The following is a 25,806-nucleotide window of genomic DNA, read 5'->3' as shown; positions in this document are numbered from 1 at the left end:
ATCTCAGGAAAGATTTAGATTGTATACCAAGAAAATGAACCCTCACGCCAAAAGCGCCGATGTGAACGACGAAATCGAGGGCAGTGTGCAGGGGCACCGCGACGGACATGGCTTCGTCATCCGCGATGACGGCGAAGGCGACATCTTCCTCCCCCCCAATGAAATGCGTGCCGTGCTGCACAAGGACCGCGTGAAGGTCCGCATCGTGCGTCAGGACCGCCGCGGCCGGCCTGAAGGCCGTGTGGTCGAGATCATCGAGCGCCCTGCGCACAACATCATTGGCCGCTTCTTGCAGGAAAGCGGTGTGTGGCTGGTGGCGCCCGAGGACAAGCGCTACGGTCAGGACATCCTGATCCCCGCCAATGCCACAGGATCGGCCAAGATCGGCCAAGTGGTGGTGGTGGAACTGACCGAGGCGCCTGCGCTGTTCGGCCAGCCCGTGGGCCGCATCATCGAAGTGCTCGGTGAAGTCGATGATCCCGGCATGGAGATCGAGATCGCGGTGCGCAAGTACGGCGTCCCGCATGTGTTTTCCGATGCCTGCCTTGCGCAGGCCAAGGCGCTGCCGGATAGGGTGCGGCCTGCCGACTGCAAGAAGCGCATCGATCTGACCGATGTGCCCCTGGTGACCATCGATGGCGAGGACGCGCGCGATTTCGACGATGCCGTCTACTGCGAGCCCGCCAAGGTCGGACGCAGCAAGGGCTGGCGCCTGCTGGTGGCGATTGCCGATGTGAGCCACTACGTGACCACGGGCAGCGCCATCGACATCGATGCCTATGACCGTGCCACCAGCGTCTATTTCCCGCGCCGCGTGATCCCCATGCTGCCCGAGAAGCTGAGCAATGGCCTGTGCTCGCTCAACCCCGATGTGGACCGCCTGTGCATGGTCTGCGACATGCTGATCACCGCCAAGGGTGAGATCCATGCCTATCAGTTCTACCCGGCGGTGATGCACAGCCATGCGCGCTTCACCTATACCGAGGTGGCGGCCATCCTGGCCAATACGCGTGGCCCGGAGGCTGCGCGGCGCTCGGAGCGCGTGGGTGACTTGCTCAATCTTCATGGCGTCTACCAGGCGCTGCTCAAGTCGCGCGAGGCGCGCGGCGCCGTGGACTTCGAGACCACGGAGACGCAGATCGTCTGTGACGAGAACGGCCGCATCGAGAAGATCGTGCCGCGCACGCGCAACGAGGCGCACAAGCTGATCGAGGAGGCCATGCTGGCTGCCAATGTCTGCAGTGCGGACTTCATCGAGCAAAGCGGTCGCGTCGGCCTGTTCCGCGTGCACGACAAGCCCTCGCTGGAAAAGCAGGACATTCTGCGCAACTATCTGAAGGCCATGGGGGTCGGTGTGGCGCTGAGCGAGAACCCGGCCACGTCCGAGTTCCAGGCCATTGCCAACGCCACCAAGGACCGTCCCGACTCCCAGCAGATCCACACCATGCTGCTGCGCTCGATGATGCAGGCCTTCTACACGCCCGAGAATTCGGGCCACTTCGGCCTGGCATTCGATGCCTATACGCACTTCACCAGCCCGATCCGCCGCTATCCTGATTTGCTGGTGCACCGCGTGATCAAGGCCGAGCTCGAAGGCACGCACTATCGCCTGCCCGAGCTGCCCACCCCCGGAGAAGCCGAGGCCAAGCTGGCCAAGCGTCTGGCATCACGCGTCAGCCCGCCCGGCCAGAAGCCGCGCAAGCGCGCGCCCGCCGCCGAGGTCCAGGCCTGGGAAGCCGCTGGCCTGCACTGCAGTGCCAACGAGCGCCGGGCTGACGAGGCCAGTCGCGATGTCGAAGCCTGGCTCAAGTGCAAGTACATGCGCGAGCATCTGGGCGAGGAGTTCGGTGGCATGGTCTCTGCGGTGACCACCTTCGGCATCTTCGTCACGCTCGACGCCATGTATGTGGAGGGACTGGTCCACATCACCGAGCTGGGTGGCGACTATTTCCGCTTTGACGAGGCGCGCCAGGAACTGCGCGGCGAGCGCTCGGGAATTCGCTATGGCATCGGCACGCGGCTGCGCGTGCAGGTCAGCCGCGTGGACCTGGATGGCCGGCGCATCGATTTCCGCCTGGTGCGCGATGGCGAAGAGCAGCCGGCCTCGGGCCGGCCCGGCAGGACGCCGGCGCGCACGGAAGCCCATCAGGGCGAAAAATGGGGCCGCCGCGATGCCAAGGAAAAGCGGGCGCAGCGCAACTCGGGAGGCTCCAGCGGTGCAAGGCCTGAGTCTGATGCAGCGGCGTCGGCGGGCAAGCAGGGGCGCAAGGCGTCTAAAAAGGCCATGGTCAAGGGTGTGAACCTGGCCGCGCTGGAAGCTGAATATGCGAATGCCCAGCCGCGCTCGGCTACCTCGGCGCGGCAGAGCGACATGGGCGAGGCGGTTGCGGAACCATCGTCCGCTGGCTCCGCTGGCTCCGCTGCGCGACCCCGCAGAGGCCGGGCGTCCGATGCGCGCAAGCCTGCGGCCACGGATGCTGCTGCCCACGGCCTGCCGCAGCTGCCTCCACCGTCGCCGGTGCAGGCACTGCGCGCCTTGGGCAAGAAGGCCTTGGGCGCCGTCAAGTCCAAGGTGACGGGCAACACATCCAAGCCCCGGCGCAAGCCCTGAGGGTTTTTATGCTCCGAGCTGCTGGGCCAGTGCGCTGGCGCTGAACGGGATGTGCGCAGGCCAATGGTCTGCTGCAAATCCATGGCGCCAGGCCGCCAGGGCTGCCGCCTGCGTGGGCTCCAGTCCCTGGGCCCACAGCGCGGCAATCAGCCCGGCCAGCACATCGCCGGTTCCTCCGGTCGACAGGCGGGCGTTTCCCGTGGGATTGATCCAGCAAGGCGGTGCATCGCTCTCTTCCTGGGGCCCGGCGATCACGGTGCCGGAGCCTTTGAGCAGTGCGGTGCAGTCGAAGCGTTGCGCCAGCTGCCTGGCGGCGTGCAGCCGCTGTGCCTGGATCTGTGCGGTGTTCGTCTTCAGCAGGCGGGCGGCCTCCAGCGGGTGGGGCGTCAGCACCGTGTGCAGGTCGCGCTGGCGGCGCTCTTTCAGGAGCGAGGCCAGCGATTCATCTTCGGCAATGGCATTCAGTGCGTCTGCGTCCAGCACCAGCCTGGGGGCTTGTTCCAATATCTGGGGCAGCCATGCGCGCACCGCCACGCCGCCCCCGCATCCGCACGCCACGGTGGTGCTGCGCCAGTCCTGCGCTTCGGGGCTGCGCAGCATGATTTCGGGCCAGGGCGCGGTTGCCTGGCCTGACCCGGCCGAGGCATCGAGCAGAGCGAGCATCACGCGCCCCGCGCCACCATGCAGCGCGGCCAGGGCAGCCAGCCAGGCGGCGCCGGTCATGGAAAGGCCGCGCTGTCCCAGCCCCTCTCCGCCAAGGATGGCCACGTCGCCAAAGCTTCCCTTGTGGCTGGCGTGCGGGCGCGGGGCGCTGGCGCCTGGTGAAAACAGTTGTGCGCAGGGCAGGGGAGTGAGGATTGGCCCGCCTTTCGCCAGTCCCGTGTCCAGGTCATCCCACCATATCTGGCCGCAGGCATCGCGGCCACTTCCTGTGAACAGTCCGGGCTGCAGCGTCAGCAGCGCCAGCGTGTGCCGTGCGCTGGCTGGGGCGTTTTGGGGTGCGAATCCAGGCAGGTACTGCCCGGTGTCGGCATCCAGTCCGGACGCTATGTCCGCGCAAAGGACCGGGCTGGTGCTGGACTGCAGGCTGCGCAGCAGAGTGAGCAGGCGCTCATTCGTGCCGGTGTGTGGGCTTGCGGCGTCTGGATGGCGCAGGCCGATGCCCAGCAATGCGTCAATGCACAAGTCCTGTGGCCCCATGTTGGCGGGCATGTGCTCGGTCCATTGCACGCCGGCTTCGTGGGCGGCGTCCCAGGCGGCGCGTGCATCGTCTGGCATGTGGGCGCGTTCGCGCACGCAGCTGACCAGAATGCGGCAACTGCGGGCCTTTTCTGGCGCCGCATTCAGGCTTTGTTGCAGCCAGGCGGCTGCCTGCAAACCATCGCCGCCGTTGTTGCCGGGGCCACAGGCTATCCAGATGCAGCGTGCATGGGGAGCGATGGCGCGCGCCAGGCGTGCCAGGCCCGCGCCCGCGCGTTGCATGAGGCTGTGCGCTGGCAGTCTGGCTGCCGCCTGCTGTTCCAGGGTGCGAGTGGCCGCCGTATCAAACAGCGGCAAGGCGGTGGATGTGGGAATGCGCAGCATGGACCGAGCATAGCGGTCCGCCGCCGGGTGGCGGACGGGGCGATCAGCCGAAGCGGCGCGGGTCGAGCAGTGCGCTGTCCAGGAAGCTGGCGCGGTTGTCCATCAGGTCGCTCAGCATGCTTGCGCATCCCTGCGCGATGGCGGCGCCGCAGCTGCCGTGTCCCAGGTTGAGCCAGATGCCGGGCAGTCCGCTGGCGCCCACCAGCGGCAGTCCATCTGCCGTGCACATGCGCGTGCCATGCCAGATCTGTACGCCCGAGGCCAGCACCGCGCTGCCGGGAAAAACCATGTTGAGGCGGTGATACATGCGCTGCAGCGTGGCCTCATGCATGGGGCTGCGGCGGCCCAGCTCCGCGCCGGCCACGATGCGCATGCGCTGGCCCAGGCGGACCAGGGTCATCTGCTCACTCCAGTCCACGATGGCGTGGCGGGGGGCATAACCTTGTTCGCGCAAAGGGGCGCTGACGCCATAGCCGTGCAGGGCGATCATGGGTGGGCGCAGGCCCAGCGGCGTGAGCAGGTTCGCGGCCTCGGCGCCGGCGCAGACGACGATGGCGTCGTGCGAACGGGGGGCGTCTTCGCCCAGCAACTGCAGGCGTGCGGTGCGCCCGGCGCCGCCGGGTTGCAATCGCTGCACCAGGCGCTGCGTCTCGAATCGTGCTCCTGCCGACTGCGCTGCCTGGCGTTGCATCAGCGTGGCAAGGCGGCCATTGGCTGCGCCTGCCTGTGGAAAATACAGGGCGCCTGCGAGCGTGGTTTCCTCGCCCAGGGCGGGTTCGCGCAGCCGGGTCTGGGCGGCATCCAGTGCCTCGCAGCGTGTGCCGGCCTCGGCCAGTGCGTCCAGCGCAGGCTTGAGTTGTTGGTGCTCGGCCTCGCTGCCCAGCAGCACCAGGCTTCCGGCGACATATTCCGGGTCAAACTCCCATTGCCTCCACAGCGATTGCTGGAACTGCTGGCTGCGCTGCGTGAGCGCCTCCAGCGCCGCCATGGCGGCTGTGGGCACGTTGCCTTTGCGCAGTTGCCGTCCGGCCTGGCGCCATTGCCATAGCCAGCGCAGCTGGGCTGCAAGGTTTCCGGAGCCCAGGCGCGGCAGGGCCTGCCGGCCGGGGAGGGTGGGGGAGCGTTCGGCGGTCGAAAGGCCGGGGACGCTCCAGGGCTGGAGCAGGCTGGGGCCCAGCCAGCCGGCATGTCCGAAGCTGGCTTCTTCGGCTGCGGTGCCGTGACGCTCGTAGACGGTGACCTCGTGGCCGGCCTGTGCCAGTGCGTGGGCTGTCGCAACGCCAATGCTGCCGGCGCCCACAATCGCGATGTTCATTTTTGGGTGGAATCTGCTGAAGTGCCCGGATTATCAAGCGGATGCAGCTATCACTACAGGAGTGTGTGCATGTTGTGCAACTGCCGTGGCCGTGAGGGGTGGTGAGCGCGCTTGGAGCGCGAAGCCTCGGTTGAGGGGTGGCGTGTGCTAGAATCTTGCGGCTTTGCTAGGGGTTCCCCCTGATTTTCTCCGGGATTGCCGGGGGTCAGGTGAAAGCTTTTGGGTGCGGGGTGTTCGTCAAGAACGCCTGCCCATGCTTGGGGATCCTGCGCAAAGTCAATCGCAAACCAGTCCCTTCAAGGTGTTGCGCCCTGTGTTTCAGGGGGCAATTGTCGGGCTGGATTTTAGACCTAACCTTTGAGGTATTCATATGTCCGTCACTATGCGCGAGATGCTGGAAGCAGGCGTCCACTTCGGTCACCAGACCCGTTTCTGGAACCCCAAGATGGCCCCCTTCATCTTCGGTCACCGCAACAAGATCCACATCATCAACCTGGAAAAGTCGCTGCCGATGTTCCAGGACGCCCAGAAGTTCGTCAAGCAACTGGCGTCCAACGGCGGCACGATCCTGATGGTCGGCACCAAGCGCCAAGCCCGCGAGATGGTGGCTGCAGAAGCCCAGCGCGCTGGCGTGCCCTTCGTTGACCAGCGTTGGCTGGGCGGCATGCTGACCAACTTCAAGACCGTCAAGACGTCCATCAAGCGTCTGAAGGAAATGAAGGCCCAGCAAGAAGCCGGCCTGGAAGCCATGAGCAAGAAGGAACAGCTGATGTTCGTTCGCGAACTGGAAAAGCTGGAAAAGGACATCGGCGGCATCCAGGACATGAACAGCCTGCCCGACGCCATCTTCGTGATCGACGTGGGCTTCCACAAGATCGCCGTGGCCGAAGCCAAGAAGCTGGGCATCCCCCTGGTTGGCGTGGTTGACTCCAACCACAACCCCGAAGGCATCGACTATGTCATCCCCGGTAACGACGACTCTGCCAAGGCTGTGCAACTGTACGCCCAAGGCATCGCCGACGCGATCCTGGAAGGCCGCGCTGCTGCACTGACCGACGTGGTCAAGGCTGCATCCGGCGAGAGCGGTGACGAGTTCGTGGAAGTGGAAGAATCCGCTGCCTGATTGAGCTTGTCCGGCTGAGCGACCTCGTCGCTGAATAAGAAGCGGGGCTCAGGGTAGCCCCGTTTTTTTAGCCGAAATCCTGTAACGAATCGAACTGACATTGGAGAAATACGATGGCTGCAATTACCGCAAGCATGGTGGCTGAACTGCGCGCAAAGACTGACGCGCCCATGATGGAATGCAAGAAGGCCCTGACCGAAGCCGAGGGCGATCTGGTCAAGGCCGAAGAGCTGCTGCGCGTCAAGCTCGGCACCAAGGCTGGCAAGGCCGCCTCGCGCGTGACCGCCGAAGGCGTGATCGCCGCCTTCATCAATGGCAACCAGGGTGCCATGATCGAAGTCAACAGCGAAACCGACTTCGTGTCCAAGAACGACAGCTTCATCGCGATGGCCAATGCCGCCGCCAAGCTGGTCGCCGAGCAAAACCCCGCTGACGTGGCCGCGCTGAGCGCCCTGGCCTATGAGCAGGACGGTTTCGGCCCCACCCTGGAAGACGTGCGCAAGGGCCTGATCGGCAAGATCGGCGAGAACATGTCCTTCCGCCGCTTCAAGCGTTTCGATGGCACCAGCCTGGCTTCTTACCTGCACGGTTCGCGCATCGGCGTGATCGTCGAGTTCGAAGGCGATGCAACCGCTGCCAAGGACGTCGCCATGCACGTGGCCGCCATGAAGCCCGTGTCCGTGACCAGCGCTGACGTGCCTGCCGAGCTGATCGAAAAGGAACGCACCGTTGCTGCCGCCAAGGCTGCCGAATCCGGCAAGCCTGCCGAGATCGTCGCCAAGATGGTCGAAGGCTCGGTTCAGAAGTACCTGAAGGAAGTCTCGCTGGCCGACCAGGTCTTCGTGAAGGCTGCCGACGGCAAGCAGACCGTGGCCCAGATGCTCAAGGCCGCCAACACCAACGTCAAGGGCTTCACCCTGTACGTGGTCGGCGAAGGCATCGAAAAGAAGGTTGACGACTTCGCTGCCGAAGTGGCTGCCCAAGTGGCCGCTGCCAAGGCCGGCGCCTGATTCGTCTGAGCGCCTGAACCGTTCCCTTCACCATCCACCACCATCCACCTTTCGGAGAAACACCATGTCCAACGCCGCACCGGCCCACAAGCGCATCCTGCTCAAGCTGTCCGGTGAGGCGCTCATGGGCGACGACTCGTTCGGCATCAACCGTGCCACCATCGAGCGCATGGTCTCCGAAATCGCCGAAGTCACCCGCGTGGGTGTCCAGGTGGCCGTGGTGATCGGTGGAGGGAATATTTTCCGTGGCGTGGCTGGTGGTTCGGTCGGAATGGACCGCGCCACCGCCGACTACATGGGCATGCTGGCCACTGTGATGAATGCCCTGGCCCTGGCCGATGCCATGGACAAGCAGGGCCTTATCGCCCGTGTCATGTCGGCCATTGCCATCGAGCAGGTCGTGGAGCCCTATGTGCGCCCCAAGGCCCTGCAGTATCTCGAAGAGGGCAAGGTGGTGGTGTTCGCCGCCGGCACCGGCAACCCGTTCTTCACGACCGATACGGCCGCGGCACTGCGCGGCGCGGAGATCGGTGCCGAAGTGGTGCTCAAGGCCACCAAGGTCGATGGTGTCTACACCGACGACCCGATGAAGAATCCCAACGCGACCCGCTATCACAAGCTGGCTTTCGACGAGGCCATTTCGCGCAACCTGGGCATCATGGACGCCACTGCCTTTGCGCTGTGCCGCGATCAGAAGCTGCCGATCCGGGTGTTCTCCATCATCAAGCCCGGCGCGCTCAAGCGCGTGGTCATGGGCGAGGATGAGGGCACGCTGGTGTACGCTTGAGCGTTTTGATCCCGCGTTTCACAGCTCTTCAAGGAACAAGAACATGACGATTGCAGACATCAAGAAGACCACCGAGTCCAAGATGGGCCAGTCCATCGAAGCGCTCAAGAACAATCTTGCGCGTGTGCGTACCGGCCGTGCCAACCCCTCGCTGCTGGACTCCATCCATGTGGATTACTACGGCTCCATGGTGCCGCTGTCCCAGGTGGCCAACGTGAACCTGCTCGATGCGCGCACCATCAGCGTGCAGCCCTGGGAAAAGAGCATGTCCGCCAAGGTGGAGAAGGCCATTCGCGAAAGCGATCTGGGCCTGAACCCTGCCTCGCTGGGCGATTTGATCCGCGTGCCCATGCCTCCCATGAGCGAGGAACGCCGCAAGGAAATGACCAAGCTGGCCCGCAACGAAGGCGAAGCTTCCAAGATCGCCGTGCGCAACCTGCGCCGCGACGCCAACGAAGCCGTCAAGAAGCTGGTCAAGGACAAGGAAGCCTCGGAAGACGATCAAAAGCGTTGCGAAGCCGATGTCCAGAAGATGACCGACAAGCACATCACCGAGATCGACGCGCTGGTGGCTGCCAAGGAACAAGACATCATGGCGGTCTGAGGCGTTCTGCCTCGCTTGCCTCAGGGCCCGTACCTTTGACAAACCAAGACTCCGGCGCGGTGCCGCGCCATATTGCCGTCATCATGGATGGCAATGGACGCTGGGCCAATCGCCGCTTTCTGCCGCGACTGGCCGGCCACAAGCAGGGCGTGGAATCGCTGCGCCGCTGTGCCCGCGCCTGCGTCCAGCGCGGCGTGCAGGTCCTGACCGTCTTCGCTTTCTCTTCCGAGAACTGGAACCGCCCCGAAGAGGAGGTTTCCGGTCTCATGGGCCTGCTGGCCAATGCCCTTGCCAAGGAAGTGCAGCAACTGAGCCGCGATGGCGTGCGCCTGCACTTCATCGGCGACCGCAGTGGCCTGAGCGAGAAAGTGTGCGCAGGCCTGGCCCAGGCCGAGCAGGTCACGGCACACAACAACCGCCTGGTGCTCAATGTCTGCTTCAACTACGGCGGGCGCTGGGACATTGCCCAGGCCGCAGCCCGGCTGGCAGAGCAGGGCGAGCCCATCACCCCGCAGAGCCTGGACCGCGCACTCGCGCTGGCCCATGTGCCCGACCCGGACCTGCTGATCCGCACTGGCGGGGAGATGCGCATCAGCAACTTCCTGTTGTGGCAGGCCGCGTATTCAGAGCTCTTCTTCAGTGCCAGCCTGTGGCCTGATTTCGACGAGGCCTGCCTGGACGAGGCCATTGCCGCCTTCACTTCGCGCGAGCGGCGCTTCGGCCAGACCTCCGCGCAAGTACACCAATCACAATCGAAGTCGTCCCATCAACAGACGACCTGAACAAGGGGGAGCCATGCTCAAGCAGCGAGTCATCACCGCCCTGATCCTGCTGGCCATCTTGCTGCCTGCGCTGTTCTATCCGACGGGCGTTCCGTTCGCCGTGGTGGTGCTCGTGCTCATGGCTGCGGGTGCCTGGGAATGGGGCCGTCTCAACGGCTTTGGCTCCGCTGGTTCCATCGGCATAGGTGCCATCTGCACGGCGATGTGCGTGGGGACCTGGGCCGCGGGCTGGCTGGAGCGTCCTCTGACTGCGGTCTGGGTGGTTGCTGGCTCCGCCTGGGTGCTGGGCGGCGCGGCACTTCTGCGCGCAGGCGTGGCCGGCTGGCCGCGCATTGCGGGGCCTGTGCGTCTGGTCGGCGGAGTACTGGCCCTGTGGCTGGCCTGGGTGGCCGTGGTGCAGGCGCGCATGATGGGCATCAACTTCCTGCTGTCGGTGCTGGTGCTGGTCTGGGTAGCCGATGTCTTTGCATATTTCGCAGGCCGGACCCTGGGCCTGAAATTCACCAAGTCCAAGCTCGCGCCATCCATCAGTCCTGGCAAGAGCTGGGAAGGCGTGTGGGGCGGCATGGCCGGCGTGCTGGTGCTGGCCTTGGCCTGGGTCTGGGCGGACCGCCACTACGCGGTGGCCGTGCCCAGTTTCTATTCGTTGCTGTTGGCGCGCGGGGCCTGGTTCCTGCTGCTGGCGGTTGTGTTCATGGCCGCGATGAGCGTGGTCGGCGACCTGGTCGAATCCCTGGTCAAGCGCAGCGTGGGCGTCAAGGACAGCAGTGGTCTGCTGCCCGGCCATGGCGGCGTGCTTGATCGCGTCGATGCCCTGTTGCCGACCCTGCCGCTGGCCATGATGCTTTCCTCTTTCGCGCATTCATGAAGCAGAAAATCACCGTCCTGGGCTCCACAGGCTCCATCGGTACCAATACGCTGGACGTGGTGGCGCGCCACCGCGAGCACTACGAGGTCTTTGCACTCAGCGCGGCCACGCAAGTGGACCTGATGCTGCGCCAGTGCGCCGAATTCAAGCCCGCCTATGCCGTCATGGCCAGCGAGCCACACGCGAAGCTGCTGGCTGAGCAGCTGCGCAGCAATGGATTGGCGACCGAAGTGCTGCAGTCGCCAGACGCGCTGGAGCAGATCGCCTCGCATCCCGAGGTCGATGCCGTCATGGCGGCCATCGTCGGTGCGGCGGGCCTTGCGCCTTGCCTGGCGGCCGCGCGCGCGGGCAAGCGCCTGCTGCTGGCCAACAAGGAGGCTCTGGTCGTTGGCGGCGCACTGTTCATGGACACGGTCAAGCGCCACGGCGCGACCCTGCTGCCCATAGACAGCGAGCATTCGGCCATTTTCCAGTGCCTGCCGGAAGACCGAGCCAGCTGGCCCGATCGCGTGGACAGTCTGCTGCTCACGGCGTCGGGCGGACCCTTTCGCCTGCGCGATCCGGCCACCTTGTCCGAGATCACGCCGGAGCAGGCCTGCGCGCACCCGAACTTCTCCATGGGGCGCAAGATCTCCGTGGACTCGGCGACCATGATGAACAAGGCGCTGGAGGTCATCGAGGCACGCTGGCTGTTCGACATGGCTCCCGACAAGATCAAGGTCGTCATCCACCCGCAGCAGATCGTGCACTCCATGGTGCAGTTCAAGGATGCCTCGGTGCTGGCACAACTGGGCACGCCCGACATGCGCGTGCCCATCGCCTGCGGCCTGGCCTGGCCACGGCGCATCGCCAGTGGCGCGGCGCCCCTGGATTTCGCGAACCTGTCGGCCCTGACCTTTGAAGAGGCGGATGCCGTGCGCTTTCCGGGCCTGCATCTTTCCTGGCAGGCGCTGCTCGCCAGCGAGGGAACTACGGCGGTTCTCAATGCTTCCAACGAAGTCGCCGTTGCCGCCTTCCTGGAGCGACGCCTGGCATTTGACCGTATCCACGCTGTGAATTTGCGCACTCTCGAAACCTTGCTGCCGCCTACACTGGGCAGCCTGGACGACCTGCTGGCCCTGGACGCCCAGGCCCGCGAAATCGCGCACACCGTGGCGCGGCAGTGGCAGCTGTAATGCCGGCTTCGCGGGCCAGAACGGGTTTCTCGGTGGGCCTGCGGCGGTGTCCAGGTGCGCATTGGATTCAAAGGAGTATCAATTGTTGCTGACCGTAGTTGCATTCGTGGTCGCGCTGGGCGTGCTGATTGCCGTCCACGAGTGGGGCCACTACCGCGTCGCTGTGGCCTGCGGCGTGAAGGTGCTTCGGTTTTCCGTCGGCTTCGGTCGCCCCATCCTGCGCTGGAAGCGCAAAGGTTCGGACACGGAATTCGTCATCGGTGCACTGCCGCTTGGCGGCTATGTGCGCATGCTCGACGAGCGTGAGGGCGAAGTCCCTGCCGATCAGCGCCATCTGGCATTCAACACCCAGCCGCTGCGTGCACGTGCGGCCATCGTGGCGGCAGGCCCGGTGGCCAATCTCGTGCTGGCCATTGCGCTGCTGGCCATCGTCAATTGGATGGGCATGCAGGAACCCGTGGCGCGATTGGCCACGCCGCCGGCGGGCACGGTGCTGCAGATGGCGGGCGTGCAGGGCGGCGATCGCGTGCTGCGCATCGCCTTGGGCGACCAGGAGTGGGAAGAGGTCCGCTCCATCAATGATCTGCGCTGGACACTGACGCGCGCCGCGCTCGATGATGAGTCGGTGCGCATGGAGGTGCTCCAGGGCCGGCGCACCGCTCCGTCCGAACTGCGGCTGGCGCTGGCCGGGCAGGTGCAGGGCGAGCCCGATGCCGCCTTCTTCGAGCGCCTGGGCCTGCTGGGACCCTGGACACAGCCTGTGCTGGACAAGGTCATTGCCGGTGGTGCCGCCGAAAAGGCCGGCTTGCGCCAGGGCGACCTGGTGCTGCGCGTGGGCAGCACCCCGGTGGATGATGGCACCCAACTGCGCAATCTCATCCGCAAGATGGGTGCATCGGGCCAGGTCCAGCAGCAGGTCTGGCTGGTGGAGCGCGATGGCAGGCAACTGCAGATCCCCGTGCTGCCCGATCTGGGCCGCTCGGAAGATGGCAAGGAGAGCATTGCCCGCATCAGTGCCTACATCGGCAGTGCTCCCGAGATGGCTCTGGTGCAGCGCGGTCCGCTGGAAGGCCTGTGGGCTGGCGTGCAGCGCACCTGGGAGCTGTCGTCGCTGACGCTGCGCATGATGGGCCGCATGGTGATAGGCGAGGCATCGCTCAAGAACATCAGCGGCCCCTTGACCATTGCCGACTATGCGGGGCGCTCGGCCAGCATGGGTCTGGTTCAATATCTCTCGTTCCTGGCGCTGATAAGCATCAGCCTGGGGGTTCTCAACTTGCTCCCCCTGCCGGTGCTCGATGGCGGGCACCTGATGTATTATCTTTGGGAGGGCGTGACTGGCCGAAGCGTGTCGGAAGTCTGGGCCGGGCGCTTGCAGCGTGCAGGCGTGGCGGTTTTGATGATGATGATGTCCGTCGCCTTTTTCAACGATATCAACCGGCTTTGGGGCTAACTTTTCAGCCGTTTTCGGCAAGCCGCAGCGGCGGCAAATCCATTCATGACTAAACGTATCAATCGCCTGGGCGTGCGCGCTGCATCGACCCTGGCTGCCATGGTTTTGGCTGCCAATGCAGCCTGGGCGCTGGAGCCCTTCCGGGTACAGGACATCCGCATCGAAGGCCTGCAGCGCGTGGAGCCGGGCACGGTCTTCGCATCCATCCCGCTGCGCGTGGGCGACCAGTATGACGATGACAAGGGCGCAGCTGCGATCCGCTCGCTGTTCGCGCTGGGGCTGTTCAAGGACATCCGCCTCGAAGCCAATGGCAACGTGCTCGTTGTCGTCGTCGAAGAACGCCCGACCATCGCCGAGGTGAACTTCGCCGGCACCAAGGAGTTCGACAAGGAAACCCTGCAAAAGGCCATGCGCGATGTGGGCCTGGCAGAAGGTCGTCCCTTCGACAAGGCCCTGGCCGACCGTGCCGAGCAGGAGCTCAAGCGCCAGTACATCAACCGTAGCCTTTATGGCGCGGAAGTCGTCACCACGGTCACGCCCATCGAGCGCAACCGCGTCAACCTGACCTTCACGGTGACCGAGGGCGATCCGGCCCGCATCAACGAGATCCACATCGTCGGCAACAAGGCCTTCAGCGAATCCACGCTCAAGGACCTGTTCGACCAGGACACCGGCAACTGGATGAGCTGGTACACCAAGTCGGACCGCTATGCGCGCAACAAGCTCAACGCCGACTTGGAAACGCTGCGCTCGTACTACCTGCAGCGTGGCTACCTGGAGTTCCGCGTGGACTCCACCCAGGTGGCCATCTCGCCCGACAAGCAGACCATCTCGCTGACCCTGAACATCCATGAAGGCGAGCGTTTCGTCGTCTCCGGCGTCAAGCTGGAGGGCAACTACCTCGACCGCGACGACGAGTTCAAGTCCCTGGTCAAGATCAAGCCCGGCGAGCCCTACAACGCCGACCAGGTCACGGCGACGACCAAGGCCTTCACCGAGCACTTCGGCAACTTCGGCTTTGCCTTTGCACGCGTCGAGGCCGTGCCGGACATCGACCGTGCGACCAACCGGGTGGCCCTGGTGCTGCACGCCGAGCCTTCTCGCCGCGCTTATGTGCGACGCATCAATCTCAGTGGCAACAACCGCACGCGCGACGAAGTGATCCGCCGCGAATTCCGCCAATACGAGGCCTCCTGGTATGACGGCGACAAGATTCGCCTGTCGCGCGACCGTGTGGACCGTCTGGGCTTCTTCACCGAGGTCAATGTCGAGACCCAGGAAGTGGCGGGTTCGCCCGACCAGGTGGATCTGGTCATCTCGGTGGCTGAAAAGCCCACCGGCTCGCTGCAGCTGGGCGCTGGTTTTTCCAGCGCTGAAAAGGTTTCGCTGTCGTTCGGCATCAAGCAGGAAAACGTGTTCGGCTCGGGCAACTACCTGGGCGTGGACGTGAACACCAGCAAGTACCGTCGCACCATGGTGCTGTCCACCACGGATCCGTACTTCACGGACACCGGCATCTCGCGCACCTACGACCTGTACTACCGCACTGACCGTCCCTACTACGACGATGCGGCCTACAAGATCGTCACCTCGGGCGGCAGCGTGCGCTTTGGCGTGCCCTTCAGCGAGATCGACACGGTGTATTTCGGCGGCGGCGTGGAGCGCTCCGAAATCAAGCCCGGCACCTACCTGCCCCAGGCGTACAAGGACTATGCCGACAAGTACGGCTACTCCAACACGGGCATACCGCTGACCCTGGGCTGGTCACGCGACAGCCGTGACAGCGCGCTGGCGCCCAACTCCGGTCTCTACCAGCGCCTGAACACCGAGTGGTCGGTGGGTGGCGAGGCCCGCTATGTGCGAGCCAACTACCAGATCCAGCAGTACATCCCTCTGAGCAAGAAGTACACGCTGGCACTGAACGGTGAACTGGGCTACGGCAAAGGCCTCAATGGCCGTCCGTTCCCGCTGTTCAAGAACTTCTTCTCGGGTGGCCTGGGCTCGGTGCGTGGCTTCGAGCAGGGCTCGCTGGGTCCGCGCGACACCAAGGAAAACCTGGCGCTTGGCGGCTCCAAGAAGGTGACCTTGAACGCAGAGTTCATGATTCCCTTCCCCGGTGCCGGCAATGACAGGACTTTGCGTCTTTTTACATTCCTCGATGTGGGCAATGTCTACGGGGCCAACGAGAACTTCGATCTCGGGGAGCTGCGTGCTTCCACGGGCCTTGGCATCAGCTGGATTTCCCCGCTGGGCCCCCTGCGTCTCGCCTTTGCTCAACCCATCCGCAAGCAGACCGGGGATAAAATCCAGCGACTGCAATTCCAAATCGGAACCTCTTTCTAATGAAATCTCTATCTAGCCATTTTTCCCTGGCTGTGCTGCTTGGCGCCATGGCTGTTTCTGCGCACGCTCAAGAGTTCAAGGCCGGCTTTGTGAACACGGACCGCATCTTCCGTGAAGCGTCGACGGCCAAGGCTGCGCAGTCCAAGCTGGAGCAGGAATTCTCCAAGCGTGAGAAGGAACTGGTCGACCAGGGCAATACGCTCAAGAGCGCTTCGGAGAAGTTCGAGCGTGAAGCGCCCACCATGGCCGAAAGCCAGCGCGTCTCCCGTCAGCGTCAGCTGGTGGACCAGGACCGCGAGTTCCAGCGCAAGCGCCGTGAGTTCCAGGAAGACCTGAACTCCCGCAAGAACGAGGAACTGGCCCAAGTGCTGGAGCGCGCCAACAAGGTGGTCAAGCAAGTGGCCGAATCCGAGAAGTACGACGTCATCCTCCAGGAAGCCGTCTACATCAACCCCAAGTACGACATCACTGACAAAGTGATAAAGGCACTGAACGGCGGCGGCAAGTAAGCCAGCGTCCAGGGCTGCATGCCGTGAGCGTATTGTTGGGTCAGATCCTCGATGCACTCGGTGGCGAACTGGTCGGTGGCGAAAGGGAGATGCCCATCTCCCGCATCGCACCGCTGGATTCCGCCGGGGCCGGGGATCTCAGTTTTCTGAGCAACCCCCGCTACCGCCAGCAACTGGCCGCCTCCGAGGCGGCCTGCGTTATTGTGGCGCCCGCCATGCGTGAGCTGGCGCAGCAGCGGGGTGCCTGCATCGTGGTCCCTGACCCGTATGCCTACTTCGCCAGGGCCACGCAGTGGTGGAAGCGGAACTGCAGGTCTGTGGCGCCGGCCGGTATCCATCCAAGCGCGGTGGTGCACGAGAGTGCCATCGTTGATGCCTCTGCCACGATCGGCCCGCTCTGCGTGGTTGAAGAGGGTGCCACCATCGGTGCCCACACCGTGCTCAAGTCGCGCGTCACCATTGGCGAGAACTGCCATGTGGGGGCGCGCTGTCTGCTGCATTCCGGCGTGGTGCTGGGAGCGGACGGCTTCGGGTTTGCGCCCGAGAACGGAGCATGGGTGAAGATCGAGCAGCTCGGTGGCGTGCGGATCGGCGACGATGTGGAAATCGGCGCCAATACCTGCATAGACCGCGGAGCGCTGGACGACACGGTGATCGAGGACGGGGTCAAGCTCGACAACCTGATCCAGATCGGTCACAACGTGCACGTCGGCAAGCATACGGCCATGGCCGGTTGCGTGGGGGTGGCCGGCAGCGCGCGCATTGGCGCGCATTGCACCGTGGGAGGCGGCGCCATCGTGCTGGGCCATCTGCAGCTGGCCGACAGGGTGCATATTTCGGCAGCGACGGTAGTGACCCGTTCGCTGACACAATCAGGTGTTTACACGGGCATGTTTCCCGTGGATGAAAACGCCAAATGGGAAAAAAATGCTGCGACGCTGAAGCAGCTGCACTCCATGCGCGATCGCATCAAGGCCCTGGAGCGGCAACTGCAGCAATCGGCGGATCAAGGCCATAACGGAACGCAATGATGGATATTCACGCAATTCTCAAGCAACTGCCCCACCGCTACCCCTTCCTGCTGGTGGACAAGGTCACGGAGCTTGAGCGCAATACACGCATCAAGGCGATCAAGAACGTCACGTTCAACGAGCCCTATTTCATGGGCCATTTCCCAGGCCGTCCCGTCATGCCGGGCGTGCTCATCCTGGAGGCGCTGGCGCAGGCTGCCGGCCTGCTGGCCTTCGATGCCATGGGCCAGGTTCCCGACGAAAACAACATCTACTACTTCGTGGGCATCGACGGTGCGCGCTTCAAGCGCCCTGTGGAGCCGGGCGACCAGCTGGTGCTGGAGATCACCATCGATCGCGTTCGCGGCGGCATCTGGAAGTTCAAGGGCGTGGCTCGCGTCGAGGACGAAGTGGCCTGCGAAGCCGAGCTGATGTGCACCATGCGCAACGTGGGCTGACGGGCGCATGGCTGGCATTGAACGCATCCATCCCACGGCACTGATAGATTCCGCTGCACAGCTGGATTCATCGGTGTCGGTCGGCCCCTATGCCGTCATCGGGCCGCATGTGGAAATCGGCGCCGGCACCACGATTGGCGCGCATTGCGTTGTCGAAGGCCATACCCGCATTGGTTGCGACAACCGGATTTTCCAGTTCGCGTCCCTGGGTGCGCAGCCCCAGGACAAGAAGTACGCAGGCGAGCCCACGCGGCTTGTCATCGGTGACCGCAACACGGTGCGCGAGTTCTGCACCTTCAATGCGGGCACCGTGCAGGACCAGGGTGTCACGGTCATAGGCCATGACAACTGGATCATGGCCTATGTGCATGTGGCCCACGACTGCGTCGTGGGCAGCCACACCATCCTGGCCAACAACGCCACCCTGGCTGGCCACGTGCATGTGGGCGACCATGTGATCCTGGGCGGCCTGACGGGCGTGCACCAGTTCACCAAGGTGGGTGCCCATGCCATGGCGGGCTTTGCCAGCCATATCTCGCAGGATGTGCCGCCCTTCATGATGGTGGATGGCAATCCCCTGGCCGTGCGTGGCTTCAATATCGAAGGCCTGCGTCGGCGCGGATTCGGGCCGCAGCGTATCCAGGCCATCAAGCAGATGCACCGTCTGCTGTATCGCCAGGGGCTGACCCTGGAGGCCGCGCGCGACGCCATTGGAGCGCTGGCTGGCGAGCAGCCCGAGGCCGCTGCCGATGTATCGCTGATGCTGGATTTTCTGGCCGCTTCGACCCGGGGCATTGCGCGCTGATCCGGCGCGCGAAAGGACGGCATGACAGAGAACGCGGCGCCATTGGCGCGCCTGAGTCCATCGATTGCCATGGTCGCCGGGGAAACCTCGGGCGACCTGCTGGCGTCCTTGCTCCTGGGTGGGCTGCAGGCCCGCTGGCCCGAGGCTTCGGCCTTTGGAATCGGCGGGCCCCAAATGCAGCAGCGCGGTTTTGAGGCATGGTGGTCCTGCGAGCGGCTGGCCGTGCATGGCTACAGCTGGGAAGTGTTTCGCCGACTGGCCGAGATTCTGAACATCCGCCGGCAGTTGCGCCAGCGCCTGCTCAAGCAGCCGCCAGCCGTTTTTGTCGGCATCGATGCGCCCGACTTCAATTTGGGCCTGGAGACCGATCTGCGGGCTGCGGGCATCAAGACCGTGCATTTCGTCTGCCCCTCGATCTGGGCCTGGCGTGCCGATCGCGTCGAGAAAATCCGGCGTGCGGCCGACCATGTGCTGTGCATCTTTCCCTTCGAGCCCGAGTTGCTGGCCCGTCACGGCATAGACGCCACCTACGTGGGCCATCCCCTGGCCAGCGTGATTCCGCTGCAGCCCGACCGTGCCGCCGCGCGCCGTCGGCTGGGTCTGCCGGAAGATGGTCTGGTGCTGGCCGTGCTGCCCGGCAGCCGACGCTCCGAAATCCGCTATCTTGCAGCCCGTTTCTTTCAGGCTGCAGCTTTGGTCCGGAAGGCGCTGCCAGCTATTAAAATAGTAGTGCCTGCCGTGCCTTCGCAACTGGACGAGTTGCGGCGCATTGCCCAGGAGTCAGGCATGGCCTCGTCGCTGCACATCGTGCGCGGCCAGTCCCATGATGCATTGGCAGCCTGCGACGTGACGTTGATCGCCAGCGGCACGGCGACGCTGGAAGCCGCGTTGTACAAGCGTCCCATGGTGATCGGCTACAACATGCACCCCTGGAGCTGGCGCCTGATGCGTGGCAAGCAGTTGCAGCCCTGGGTGGGCCTGCCCAACATCCTGTGCGGCGATTTCGTCGTGCCCGAGCTGATCCAGGATGCGGCAACGCCCCAGGCGCTGAGCGCGGCTGTGCTGCAATGGCTGCAGGCGTGCGAACATTCCCCTTCAACCGTCGAGGCGCTGGTACAGCGCTTCACAGCGCTGCACCATGAATTGCGGCGCGATACTGCCGAACTGGCCGCCCATGCGATCGAGAAAATCATTGCCCCCACTGCCGCCTGAACAGGCGTGCCTGCCCTGGCATCCGCCGGGGTTGGTTGCGGGCGTGGACGAAGCGGGCCGCGGCCCGTTGGCTGGCCCTGTCGTGGCCGCTGCTGTCATTCTTGACGATCTCAATCCCATCGAGGGCCTGAACGATTCCAAGAAGCTCACGGCTGCCCGCCGCGAGGCACTCTATGACGAGATCCGTGCCAAGGCGCTGTGCTGCAGCATTGCCGAGGCTTCGGTCGAAGAGATTGATCGCCTGAACATCCTGCAGGCCACGCTGCTGGCCATGCGCCGCGCGGTGCTGGGTCTGCGCCTGAAGCCGGTGCTCGTGCTGGTGGATGGCAACCAGCTGCCCGTGCTGGATGTGCAGGCCGAGGCCATCGTCAAGGGGGACTCCCTGGTGCAGGCCATCTCGGCCGCCTCCATTCTGGCCAAGGTCACGCGCGACCGCTGGTGCAAACGGCTGCATGAGCAATATCCGGAATACGGCTTCGACGGCCACAAGGGCTACGGCACGGCGGCCCACCTTGCGGCGCTGCGCCTGCACGGTGCCTGCGAAGAGCACCGGCGAACCTTCGCGCCGGTGGCCCATGTCGTGAGCATTGCCCGCATGGCCGAGCCTCTGGCCGCTGCCCGCGTGGCAGCTGCGGCGCAGGGCGCGCAAGCCTTGCTGCTGTCGGCCTGAGCGCCTTTGCCGTTTCTTTCTGCGCCCGTGGCGCGCTGTTCCCTTTGCCCGAAAGCTTCACCATGAGCCGACAACCCGCCGCCACATTGATCCAGTCCCGTGACAACGTCCTGGTCAAGGATTTGCGCAGGCTTGTCCAGGACAGTGGGGCCTACCGCAAGCAAGGGCGCGTCTGGCTGGAGGGGGATCATCTGTGCCGTGCCGCGCTGGCGCGTGGCATGCAGCCCTCCGTGGCCGTGGTGGCCGAATCCTTCTGGCCGCTGGTGCCGCTGGAATGGGTGCAGGGCGCGGGCAAGTGCGTGGTGCTGGCGGATGCCCTGTTTGCCGAAGTCAGCGGCCTGGAGTCCCCGGCGCGCATCGGTTTTCTGATGGACTGGCAGGCATCGGCGGTCATCCGTGCCGGCGTGGCCACGGTGGTGTTGGATCGCGTGCAGGACGCAGGCAACGTAGGCTCCATCCTGCGCAGTGCCGCTGCCTTCGGTTTCAGCCAGGTCGTAGCCCTGAAGGGCACGGCTGCGCTGTGGAGCCAGAAGGTGCTGCGCGCCGGCATGGGGGCGCATTTCGGTCTGCAACTGATCGAGTCGGCCTCGCCCGAAGACCTGGATGCGCTTGGCTTGCCCCTGATCGTGACCAGTTCCCACCAGGGCGAACTGATCCACAATGCCGCGCTGCCCTGGCCTTGTGCCTGGGCCATGGGCCATGAAGGGCAGGGCGTTGGCGAGGCGCTGATGCAGCGGGCAGCGCAGCATGTGCGCATCGGCCAGCCAGGCGGTGAGGAGTCGCTGAATGTGGCTGCTGCAGCGGCGATATGCCTGCACGCAAGCAGCGTGAGTGCCGGCTCACGTCAAGGGTAATCCCGCCTCCTGTCAGGAGGCTGAAGCACGACCAGCCTATAATGGGCGGCTTTCAAGCATTCCACACTACGCCTAGCGACGCTTCCTCGCCACCCCCTGCAGACAAGCTATAACCCGCCCGGATCCGTCCGTGCGGCACGCTGGGCGTAACCGTAATTAGAACCGGAGAACCCAGTGCTTTTGTCTCTCAAGGGAGCATTCCCATCCGCCATCCTGGCGCTCGCAGACGGCACGGTCTTTGTTGGCAACTCGATCGGTGCGCAAGGCACCACGGTTGGTGAAGTCGTTTTCAACACGGCAATCACCGGCTACCAGGAAATCCTCACCGACCCCAGCTACTGCCAGCAGATCGTGACGCTCACGTATCCGCACATCGGCAACTACGGCGTCAACGCAGAGGATGTCGAGGCTGGCAAGGTCCATGCGGCGGGCCTGATCATCAAGAACCTTCCGCTACTGGCCAGCAACTTCCGCAAGTCCGAGACCCTGCCCGACTACCTCACGCGCAGCGGCACGGTGGCGATTGCCAACATCGACACGCGCAAGCTCACACGGCTGCTGCGCGACAAGGGCGCACAAAACGGCGCCATCGTCGGTTTGGCCGCTGGCGAAGAAGTGACCCAGGCGCGCATCGACGAGGCACTGGCTGCGGCCAAGGCGGCTCCCAGCATGAAGGGCCTGGATCTGGCCCAGGTGGTGAGCGCCGCCCAGCAGTACGAATGGACGGAAACCGAGTGGAAGCTGGGCGAAGGCTACGGCCAGCAGCAGGCCCCGCGTTTCCATGTGGTGGCCTATGACTTCGGCGTGAAGTTCAACATCCTGCGCATGCTGGCCGAGCGCGGCTGCAAGCTGACCGTGGTGCCGGCCAAGACGCCTGCCAAGGATGTGCTGGCACTCAACCCCGACGGCGTTTTCCTGTCCAACGGCCCTGGCGACCCGGAGCCCTGCGACTACGCCATTGCCGCCACCAAGGAACTGGTGGAGTCCGGCAAGCCCGTCTTCGGCATCTGCCTGGGTCACCAGATCATGGCCCTGGCCGCCGGCGCCAAGACCTTCAAGATGGCCAACAGCCACCACGGCGCCAACCACCCCGTCAAGGACCTGGACAACGGCCGGGTCAGCATCACCAGCCAGAACCATGGTTTTGCCGTGGAGATGGAGTCCCTGCCCGACACGCTGCGCGCCACGCACATCAGCCTGTTCGACGGCACGCTGCAAGGCCTTGAGCACAAGGACAAGCCTGCGTTCTGCTTCCAGGGCCACCCCGAGGCTTCGCCCGGCCCGCACGATATCGCCTACCTGTTTGACCGCTTCACGGCGCTGATGGAGAAACACAAAAATGCCTAAGCGCACCGACCTCAAAAGCATTCTGATCATTGGCGCCGGTCCCATCGTCATCGGCCAGGCCTGCGAGTTTGACTACTCCGGCGTGCAGGCCTGCAAGGCGTTGCGCGAAGAGGGCTACAAGGTCATCCTGATCAACAGCAACCCTGCCACGATCATGACCGACCCGGCCACGGCCGACGTCACCTACATCGAGCCCATCACCTGGCAGACGGTCGAGAAGATCATCGCCAAGGAGCGTCCCGACGCCATCCTGCCGACCATGGGCGGCCAGACCGCGCTGAACTGCGCTCTGGACCTGTGGCGCAACGGCGTGCTGCACAAGTACAAGGTCGAGCTGATCGGCGCCACGCCCGAGGCCATCGACAAGGCCGAGGACCGCCTCAAGTTCAAGGATGCGATGACGCGCATCGGCCTGGGTTCGGCACGCTCGGGCATCGCCCATTCGATGGACGAAGCCTGGGCCGTGCAAAAGGAAATGGGCTTTCCCACCGTCATCCGCCCCAGCTTCACGCTGGGCGGCACGGGCGGCGGCATTGCCTACAACCCCGAAGAGTTCGAGACCATCTGCAAGCGCGGGCTGGAAGCATCCCCGACCAACGAGCTGCTGATCGAGGAATCGCTGCTCGGCTGGAAGGAGTACGAGATGGAAGTCGTCCGCGACAAGGCGGACAACTGCATCATCATCTGCTCCATCGAGAACCTGGACCCCATGGGCGTGCACACCGGCGACTCGATCACCGTGGCACCCGCGCAGACGCTGACCGACAAGGAATACCAGATCATGCGCAACGCCTCGCTGGCGGTGCTGCGCGAGATCGGTGTGGACACGGGCGGCTCCAACGTGCAGTTCTCGGTGAACCCGAAGGACGGCCGCATGATCGTCATCGAGATGAACCCGCGCGTGTCGCGTTCCTCGGCGCTGGCCTCCAAGGCCACGGGCTTCCCCATCGCCAAGGTTGCTGCCAAGCTGGCCGTGGGCTACACGCTGGACGAACTCAAGAACGACATCACGGGCGGCAAGACGCCCGCTTCGTTCGAGCCCTCGATCGATTACGTGGTCACCAAGATCCCGCGTTTCGCGTTCGAGAAGTTCCCGGCTGCCGACAACCGCCTGACCACGCAGATGAAGTCCGTGGGCGAGGTCATGGCCATTGGCCGTACCTTCCAGGAGTCCTTCCAGAAGGCGCTGCGCGGCCTGGAAGTCGGCGTGGACGGCATGAACGAAAAGACCCAGGACCGCGAAATCCTCGAAAAGGAACTCGGCGAGCCAGGTCCGGACCGCATCTGGTATGTGGGCGATGCCTTCGCTGCCGGCTGGACGCTGGACGAGGTGCACAACATCACCAAGATCGACAAGTGGTTCCTCGTGCAGATCGAAGAGATCGTGAAGATCGAACTCGAGCTGGACCAGGTCTACGAGGAAAAGGGCGATGCCGCGCTGGCCGCACTGGACGCCACCACGCTGCGCACGCTCAAGCAAAAGGGCTTCTCCGACCGTCGCCTGGCCAAGCTGCTGCACAGCAATGAGAAGGCCGTGCGCGAGGCGCGCAAGGCACTGGGCGTGCGCCCCGTGTTCAAGCGTGTGGACACCTGCGCTGCCGAGTTCGCCACCGACACGGCTTACATGTACTCCACCTATGACGAGGAGTGCGAAGCCGAGCCGACGAACAAGAAAAAGATCATGGTGCTGGGCGGTGGCCCGAACCGCATCGGCCAGGGCATCGAGTTCGACTACTGCTGCGTGCATGCTGCGCTCGCCATGCGCGAGGACGGCTATGAAACCATCATGGTCAACTGCAACCCCGAGACCGTGTCCACCGACTACGACACGTCGGACCGCCTGTACTTCGAGCCGCTGACGCTGGAAGACGTGCTCGAAGTCGTGGCTGTCGAGAAGCCTGTTGGCGTCATCGTGCAGTACGGCGGCCAGACGCCCCTGAAGCTTGCGCTGGGTCTTGAAAAGGAAGGCGTGCCCATCATCGGCACCACGCCCGACATGATCGACGCGGCCGAAGACCGCGAGCGCTTCCAGAAGCTGCTGCATGAGCTGGGCCTGCGCCAGCCGCCCAATGCCACGGCCCGTACCGAGCCCGAAGCGCTGGAAAAGGCGGCCGGCCTGGGCTACCCCCTGGTCGTGCGTCCCAGCTACGTGCTGGGTGGCCGTGCCATGGAAATCGTGCACGAGCAGCGCGACCTGGAGCGCTACATGCGCGAAGCCGTCAAGGTCAGCAACGACTCGCCCGTGCTGCTGGACCACTTCCTGTCCAACGCCATCGAGTGCGATGTGGACTGCGTGCGCGACCGCGAAGGCGCCGTCTTCATCGGCGGCGTGATGGAGCACATCGAGCAGGCTGGCGTGCATTCGGGCGATTCCGCCTGCTCGCTGCCGCCTTACTACCTCAAGCCCGAGACCGTGGCCGAGATCAAGCGCCAGACTGCCGCCATGGCCAACGCGCTGAGCGTGGTCGGCCTGATGAACGTGCAGTTCGCCATCAAGGAAACGGCCGACGGCGACGTGATCTACGTGCTGGAAGTCAACCCGCGCGCCTCGCGCACCGTGCCCTTCGTCTCCAAGGCCACCGGCATCCAGCTGGCCAAGGTGGCTGCGCGCTGCATGGCCGGCGACACGCTGGCCCAGCAGGGCATCACCAAGGAAGTCACGCCGCCGTACTTCAGCGTCAAGGAAGCCGTCTTCCCGTTCGTGAAGTTCCCTGGCGTGGATACCATCCTCGGCCCCGAGATGAAGTCCACCGGCGAAGTCATGGGCGTGGGCAAGACCTTTGGCGAAGCCTTCGTTAAGAGCCAACTGGGCGCCGGCGTCACGCTGCCGACCCAGGGCAAGGTCTTCCTGACCGTGAAGAACGCCGACAAGCCGCGTGCCGTGGCCGTGGCCAAGGAACTGGCAGCGATGGGCTTTGTGCTGTGCGCCACGCGCGGCACGGCAGCGGCCATCTCCGAGGCCGGCATCGAGGTGCAGCTCGTCAACAAGGTGACCGAGGGCCGCCCCCACATCGTGGACATGATCAAGAACGGCGAGATCGCCATGGTCATCAACACGGTGGAGGAGCGCCGCAACGCCATCGCCGACTCGCGTGCCATCCGTACCAGCGCCCTGCTGGCGCGTGTGACCACCTTCACGACCATCTTCGGTGCAGAAGCTGCCGTCGAAGGCATGAAGTCCATGGGCAACATGGACGTGCACTCGGTCCAGGAATTGCACGCCCAACTGCAGGCTGCCTGAGATCCTTCCATTGCCGCTGCGCCTGTTTTTTGATGGCGCGCAGCG

At 64.5% G+C, this 25,806-nt stretch carries 21 protein-coding genes; 19 read left to right on the top strand and 2 right to left on the bottom strand.

Annotated features, from left to right (window positions below; translation table 11 throughout):
- Positions 1-34 precede the first annotated feature (34 nt).
- Positions 35-2,611 carry a ribonuclease R gene (rnr, locus tag DA1_RS27200; RefSeq protein WP_034396186.1) on the top strand — a complete coding sequence of 859 codons (2,577 nt, stop codon included), beginning with the start codon at positions 35-37 and terminating at the stop codon, positions 2,609-2,611.
- A 6-nt stretch (positions 2,612-2,617) separates the two neighbouring features.
- Here the strand turns inward: rnr and DA1_RS27195 are convergent, their stop codons facing one another.
- A complete protein-coding gene (locus tag DA1_RS27195; protein ID WP_034396184.1) occupies positions 2,618-4,195 on the bottom strand; it encodes an NAD(P)H-hydrate dehydratase in 1,578 nt (525 codons plus the stop codon).
- 43 nt (positions 4,196-4,238) lie between these two features.
- Positions 4,239-5,510, bottom strand: a complete 1,272-nt coding sequence (locus DA1_RS27190) for an FAD-dependent oxidoreductase (protein WP_034396182.1) — start codon at positions 5,508-5,510, stop codon at positions 4,239-4,241.
- A gap of 370 nt (positions 5,511-5,880) precedes the next feature.
- Between DA1_RS27190 and rpsB the strand changes: the two genes are divergently transcribed.
- From rpsB to carB, 18 genes are all read left to right on the top strand, one after another.
- Complete coding sequence (gene rpsB / locus DA1_RS27185) at positions 5,881-6,633, top strand: 30S ribosomal protein S2 (RefSeq protein WP_012206747.1); 753 nt, start codon at positions 5,881-5,883, stop codon at positions 6,631-6,633.
- Positions 6,634-6,746: 113 nt separating this feature from the next.
- A complete protein-coding gene (tsf, locus tag DA1_RS27180) occupies positions 6,747-7,643 on the top strand; it encodes a translation elongation factor Ts (protein ID WP_034396180.1) in 897 nt (298 codons plus the stop codon).
- Between the two features lie 64 nt (positions 7,644-7,707).
- Positions 7,708-8,430, top strand: coding sequence for a UMP kinase (gene pyrH, locus DA1_RS27175; protein WP_012206745.1), 723 nt, complete (start codon positions 7,708-7,710; stop codon positions 8,428-8,430).
- A gap of 43 nt (positions 8,431-8,473) precedes the next feature.
- Positions 8,474-9,034, top strand: coding sequence for a ribosome recycling factor (frr, locus tag DA1_RS27170; RefSeq protein WP_012206744.1), 561 nt, complete (start codon positions 8,474-8,476; stop codon positions 9,032-9,034).
- A 35-nt stretch (positions 9,035-9,069) separates the two neighbouring features.
- Positions 9,070-9,816, top strand: a complete 747-nt coding sequence (gene uppS / locus DA1_RS27165; RefSeq protein ID WP_034396177.1) for a polyprenyl diphosphate synthase — start codon at positions 9,070-9,072, stop codon at positions 9,814-9,816.
- A 13-nt stretch (positions 9,817-9,829) separates the two neighbouring features.
- Positions 9,830-10,684 carry a phosphatidate cytidylyltransferase gene (locus tag DA1_RS27160; protein WP_034396174.1) on the top strand — a complete coding sequence of 285 codons (855 nt, stop codon included), beginning with the start codon at positions 9,830-9,832 and terminating at the stop codon, positions 10,682-10,684.
- On the top strand, positions 10,681-11,859 hold the full coding sequence (gene ispC, locus DA1_RS27155; RefSeq protein WP_034396171.1) for a 1-deoxy-D-xylulose-5-phosphate reductoisomerase: 1,179 nt from the start codon (positions 10,681-10,683) through the stop codon (positions 11,857-11,859). The genes DA1_RS27160 and ispC overlap by 4 nt, the downstream gene beginning before the upstream one ends.
- Before the next feature lie 82 nt (positions 11,860-11,941).
- On the top strand, positions 11,942-13,312 hold the full coding sequence (gene rseP / locus DA1_RS27150) for an RIP metalloprotease RseP (RefSeq protein WP_034396168.1): 1,371 nt from the start codon (positions 11,942-11,944) through the stop codon (positions 13,310-13,312).
- Between the two features lie 45 nt (positions 13,313-13,357).
- A complete protein-coding gene (gene bamA / locus DA1_RS27145) occupies positions 13,358-15,655 on the top strand; it encodes an outer membrane protein assembly factor BamA (RefSeq protein WP_013801452.1) in 2,298 nt (765 codons plus the stop codon).
- Positions 15,655-16,164, top strand: a complete 510-nt coding sequence (locus DA1_RS27140) for an OmpH/Skp family outer membrane protein (RefSeq protein ID WP_013801453.1) — start codon at positions 15,655-15,657, stop codon at positions 16,162-16,164. Before bamA ends, DA1_RS27140 begins: the two co-directional genes overlap by 1 nt.
- 23 nt (positions 16,165-16,187) lie before the next feature.
- Positions 16,188-17,195: a UDP-3-O-(3-hydroxymyristoyl)glucosamine N-acyltransferase gene (lpxD, locus tag DA1_RS27135; protein WP_013801454.1), complete on the top strand. Its 1,008-nt coding sequence runs from the start codon at positions 16,188-16,190 to the stop codon at positions 17,193-17,195.
- Positions 17,192-17,632, top strand: coding sequence for a 3-hydroxyacyl-ACP dehydratase FabZ (gene fabZ, locus DA1_RS27130; protein WP_012206736.1), 441 nt, complete (start codon positions 17,192-17,194; stop codon positions 17,630-17,632). The genes lpxD and fabZ overlap by 4 nt, the downstream gene beginning before the upstream one ends.
- Before the next feature lie 7 nt (positions 17,633-17,639).
- Positions 17,640-18,437 (top strand): acyl-ACP--UDP-N-acetylglucosamine O-acyltransferase, encoded by a 798-nt coding sequence (lpxA, locus tag DA1_RS27125; protein ID WP_013801455.1) that lies wholly within the window; start codon positions 17,640-17,642, stop codon positions 18,435-18,437.
- A gap of 21 nt (positions 18,438-18,458) precedes the next feature.
- Entirely contained in the window at positions 18,459-19,649 is a 1,191-nt protein-coding gene (gene lpxB / locus DA1_RS27120) for a lipid-A-disaccharide synthase (protein ID WP_034396164.1), read from the top strand.
- Positions 19,612-20,319 (top strand): ribonuclease HII, encoded by a 708-nt coding sequence (gene rnhB / locus DA1_RS27115; RefSeq protein WP_034396161.1) that lies wholly within the window; start codon positions 19,612-19,614, stop codon positions 20,317-20,319. Before lpxB ends, rnhB begins: the two co-directional genes overlap by 38 nt.
- A gap of 62 nt (positions 20,320-20,381) precedes the next feature.
- Positions 20,382-21,173 (top strand): TrmH family RNA methyltransferase, encoded by a 792-nt coding sequence (locus DA1_RS27110; protein WP_034398842.1) that lies wholly within the window; start codon positions 20,382-20,384, stop codon positions 21,171-21,173.
- A gap of 174 nt (positions 21,174-21,347) precedes the next feature.
- A complete protein-coding gene (carA, locus tag DA1_RS27105; RefSeq protein WP_016447475.1) occupies positions 21,348-22,520 on the top strand; it encodes a glutamine-hydrolyzing carbamoyl-phosphate synthase small subunit in 1,173 nt (390 codons plus the stop codon).
- Positions 22,513-25,761, top strand: a complete 3,249-nt coding sequence (gene carB / locus DA1_RS27100; protein WP_034396158.1) for a carbamoyl-phosphate synthase large subunit — start codon at positions 22,513-22,515, stop codon at positions 25,759-25,761. Before carA ends, carB begins: the two co-directional genes overlap by 8 nt.
- Positions 25,762-25,806 lie beyond the last annotated feature (45 nt).

Origin of the sequence: Delftia acidovorans NBRC 14950 (assembly GCF_001598795.1) — a bacterium.
Classification (GTDB): Bacteria; Pseudomonadota; Gammaproteobacteria; order Burkholderiales; family Burkholderiaceae_C; genus Comamonas; species Comamonas acidovorans.
Note: the sequence above shows the minus strand (reverse complement) of the source record. Positions and strands in the feature narration are given on the sequence as shown.

Coding starts and splice junctions, on each gene's coding strand:
- rnr (WP_034396186.1), top strand. CDS start 35: ATGAACCCTCACGCCAAAAGCGCCGATGTGAACGACGAAATCGAGGGC.
- DA1_RS27195 (WP_034396184.1), bottom strand. CDS start 4,195: ATGCTGCGCATTCCCACATCCACCGCCTTGCCGCTGTTTGATACGGCG.
- DA1_RS27190 (WP_034396182.1), bottom strand. CDS start 5,510: ATGAACATCGCGATTGTGGGCGCCGGCAGCATTGGCGTTGCGACAGCC.
- rpsB (WP_012206747.1), top strand. CDS start 5,881: ATGTCCGTCACTATGCGCGAGATGCTGGAAGCAGGCGTCCACTTCGGT.
- tsf (WP_034396180.1), top strand. CDS start 6,747: ATGGCTGCAATTACCGCAAGCATGGTGGCTGAACTGCGCGCAAAGACT.
- pyrH (WP_012206745.1), top strand. CDS start 7,708: ATGTCCAACGCCGCACCGGCCCACAAGCGCATCCTGCTCAAGCTGTCC.
- frr (WP_012206744.1), top strand. CDS start 8,474: ATGACGATTGCAGACATCAAGAAGACCACCGAGTCCAAGATGGGCCAG.
- DA1_RS27160 (WP_034396174.1), top strand. CDS start 9,830: ATGCTCAAGCAGCGAGTCATCACCGCCCTGATCCTGCTGGCCATCTTG.
- ispC (WP_034396171.1), top strand. CDS start 10,681: ATGAAGCAGAAAATCACCGTCCTGGGCTCCACAGGCTCCATCGGTACC.
- bamA (WP_013801452.1), top strand. CDS start 13,358: ATGACTAAACGTATCAATCGCCTGGGCGTGCGCGCTGCATCGACCCTG.
- DA1_RS27140 (WP_013801453.1), top strand. CDS start 15,655: ATGAAATCTCTATCTAGCCATTTTTCCCTGGCTGTGCTGCTTGGCGCC.
- fabZ (WP_012206736.1), top strand. CDS start 17,192: ATGATGGATATTCACGCAATTCTCAAGCAACTGCCCCACCGCTACCCC.
- lpxA (WP_013801455.1), top strand. CDS start 17,640: ATGGCTGGCATTGAACGCATCCATCCCACGGCACTGATAGATTCCGCT.
- lpxB (WP_034396164.1), top strand. CDS start 18,459: ATGACAGAGAACGCGGCGCCATTGGCGCGCCTGAGTCCATCGATTGCC.
- rnhB (WP_034396161.1), top strand. CDS start 19,612: ATGCGATCGAGAAAATCATTGCCCCCACTGCCGCCTGAACAGGCGTGC.
- DA1_RS27110 (WP_034398842.1), top strand. CDS start 20,382: ATGAGCCGACAACCCGCCGCCACATTGATCCAGTCCCGTGACAACGTC.
- carB (WP_034396158.1), top strand. CDS start 22,513: ATGCCTAAGCGCACCGACCTCAAAAGCATTCTGATCATTGGCGCCGGT.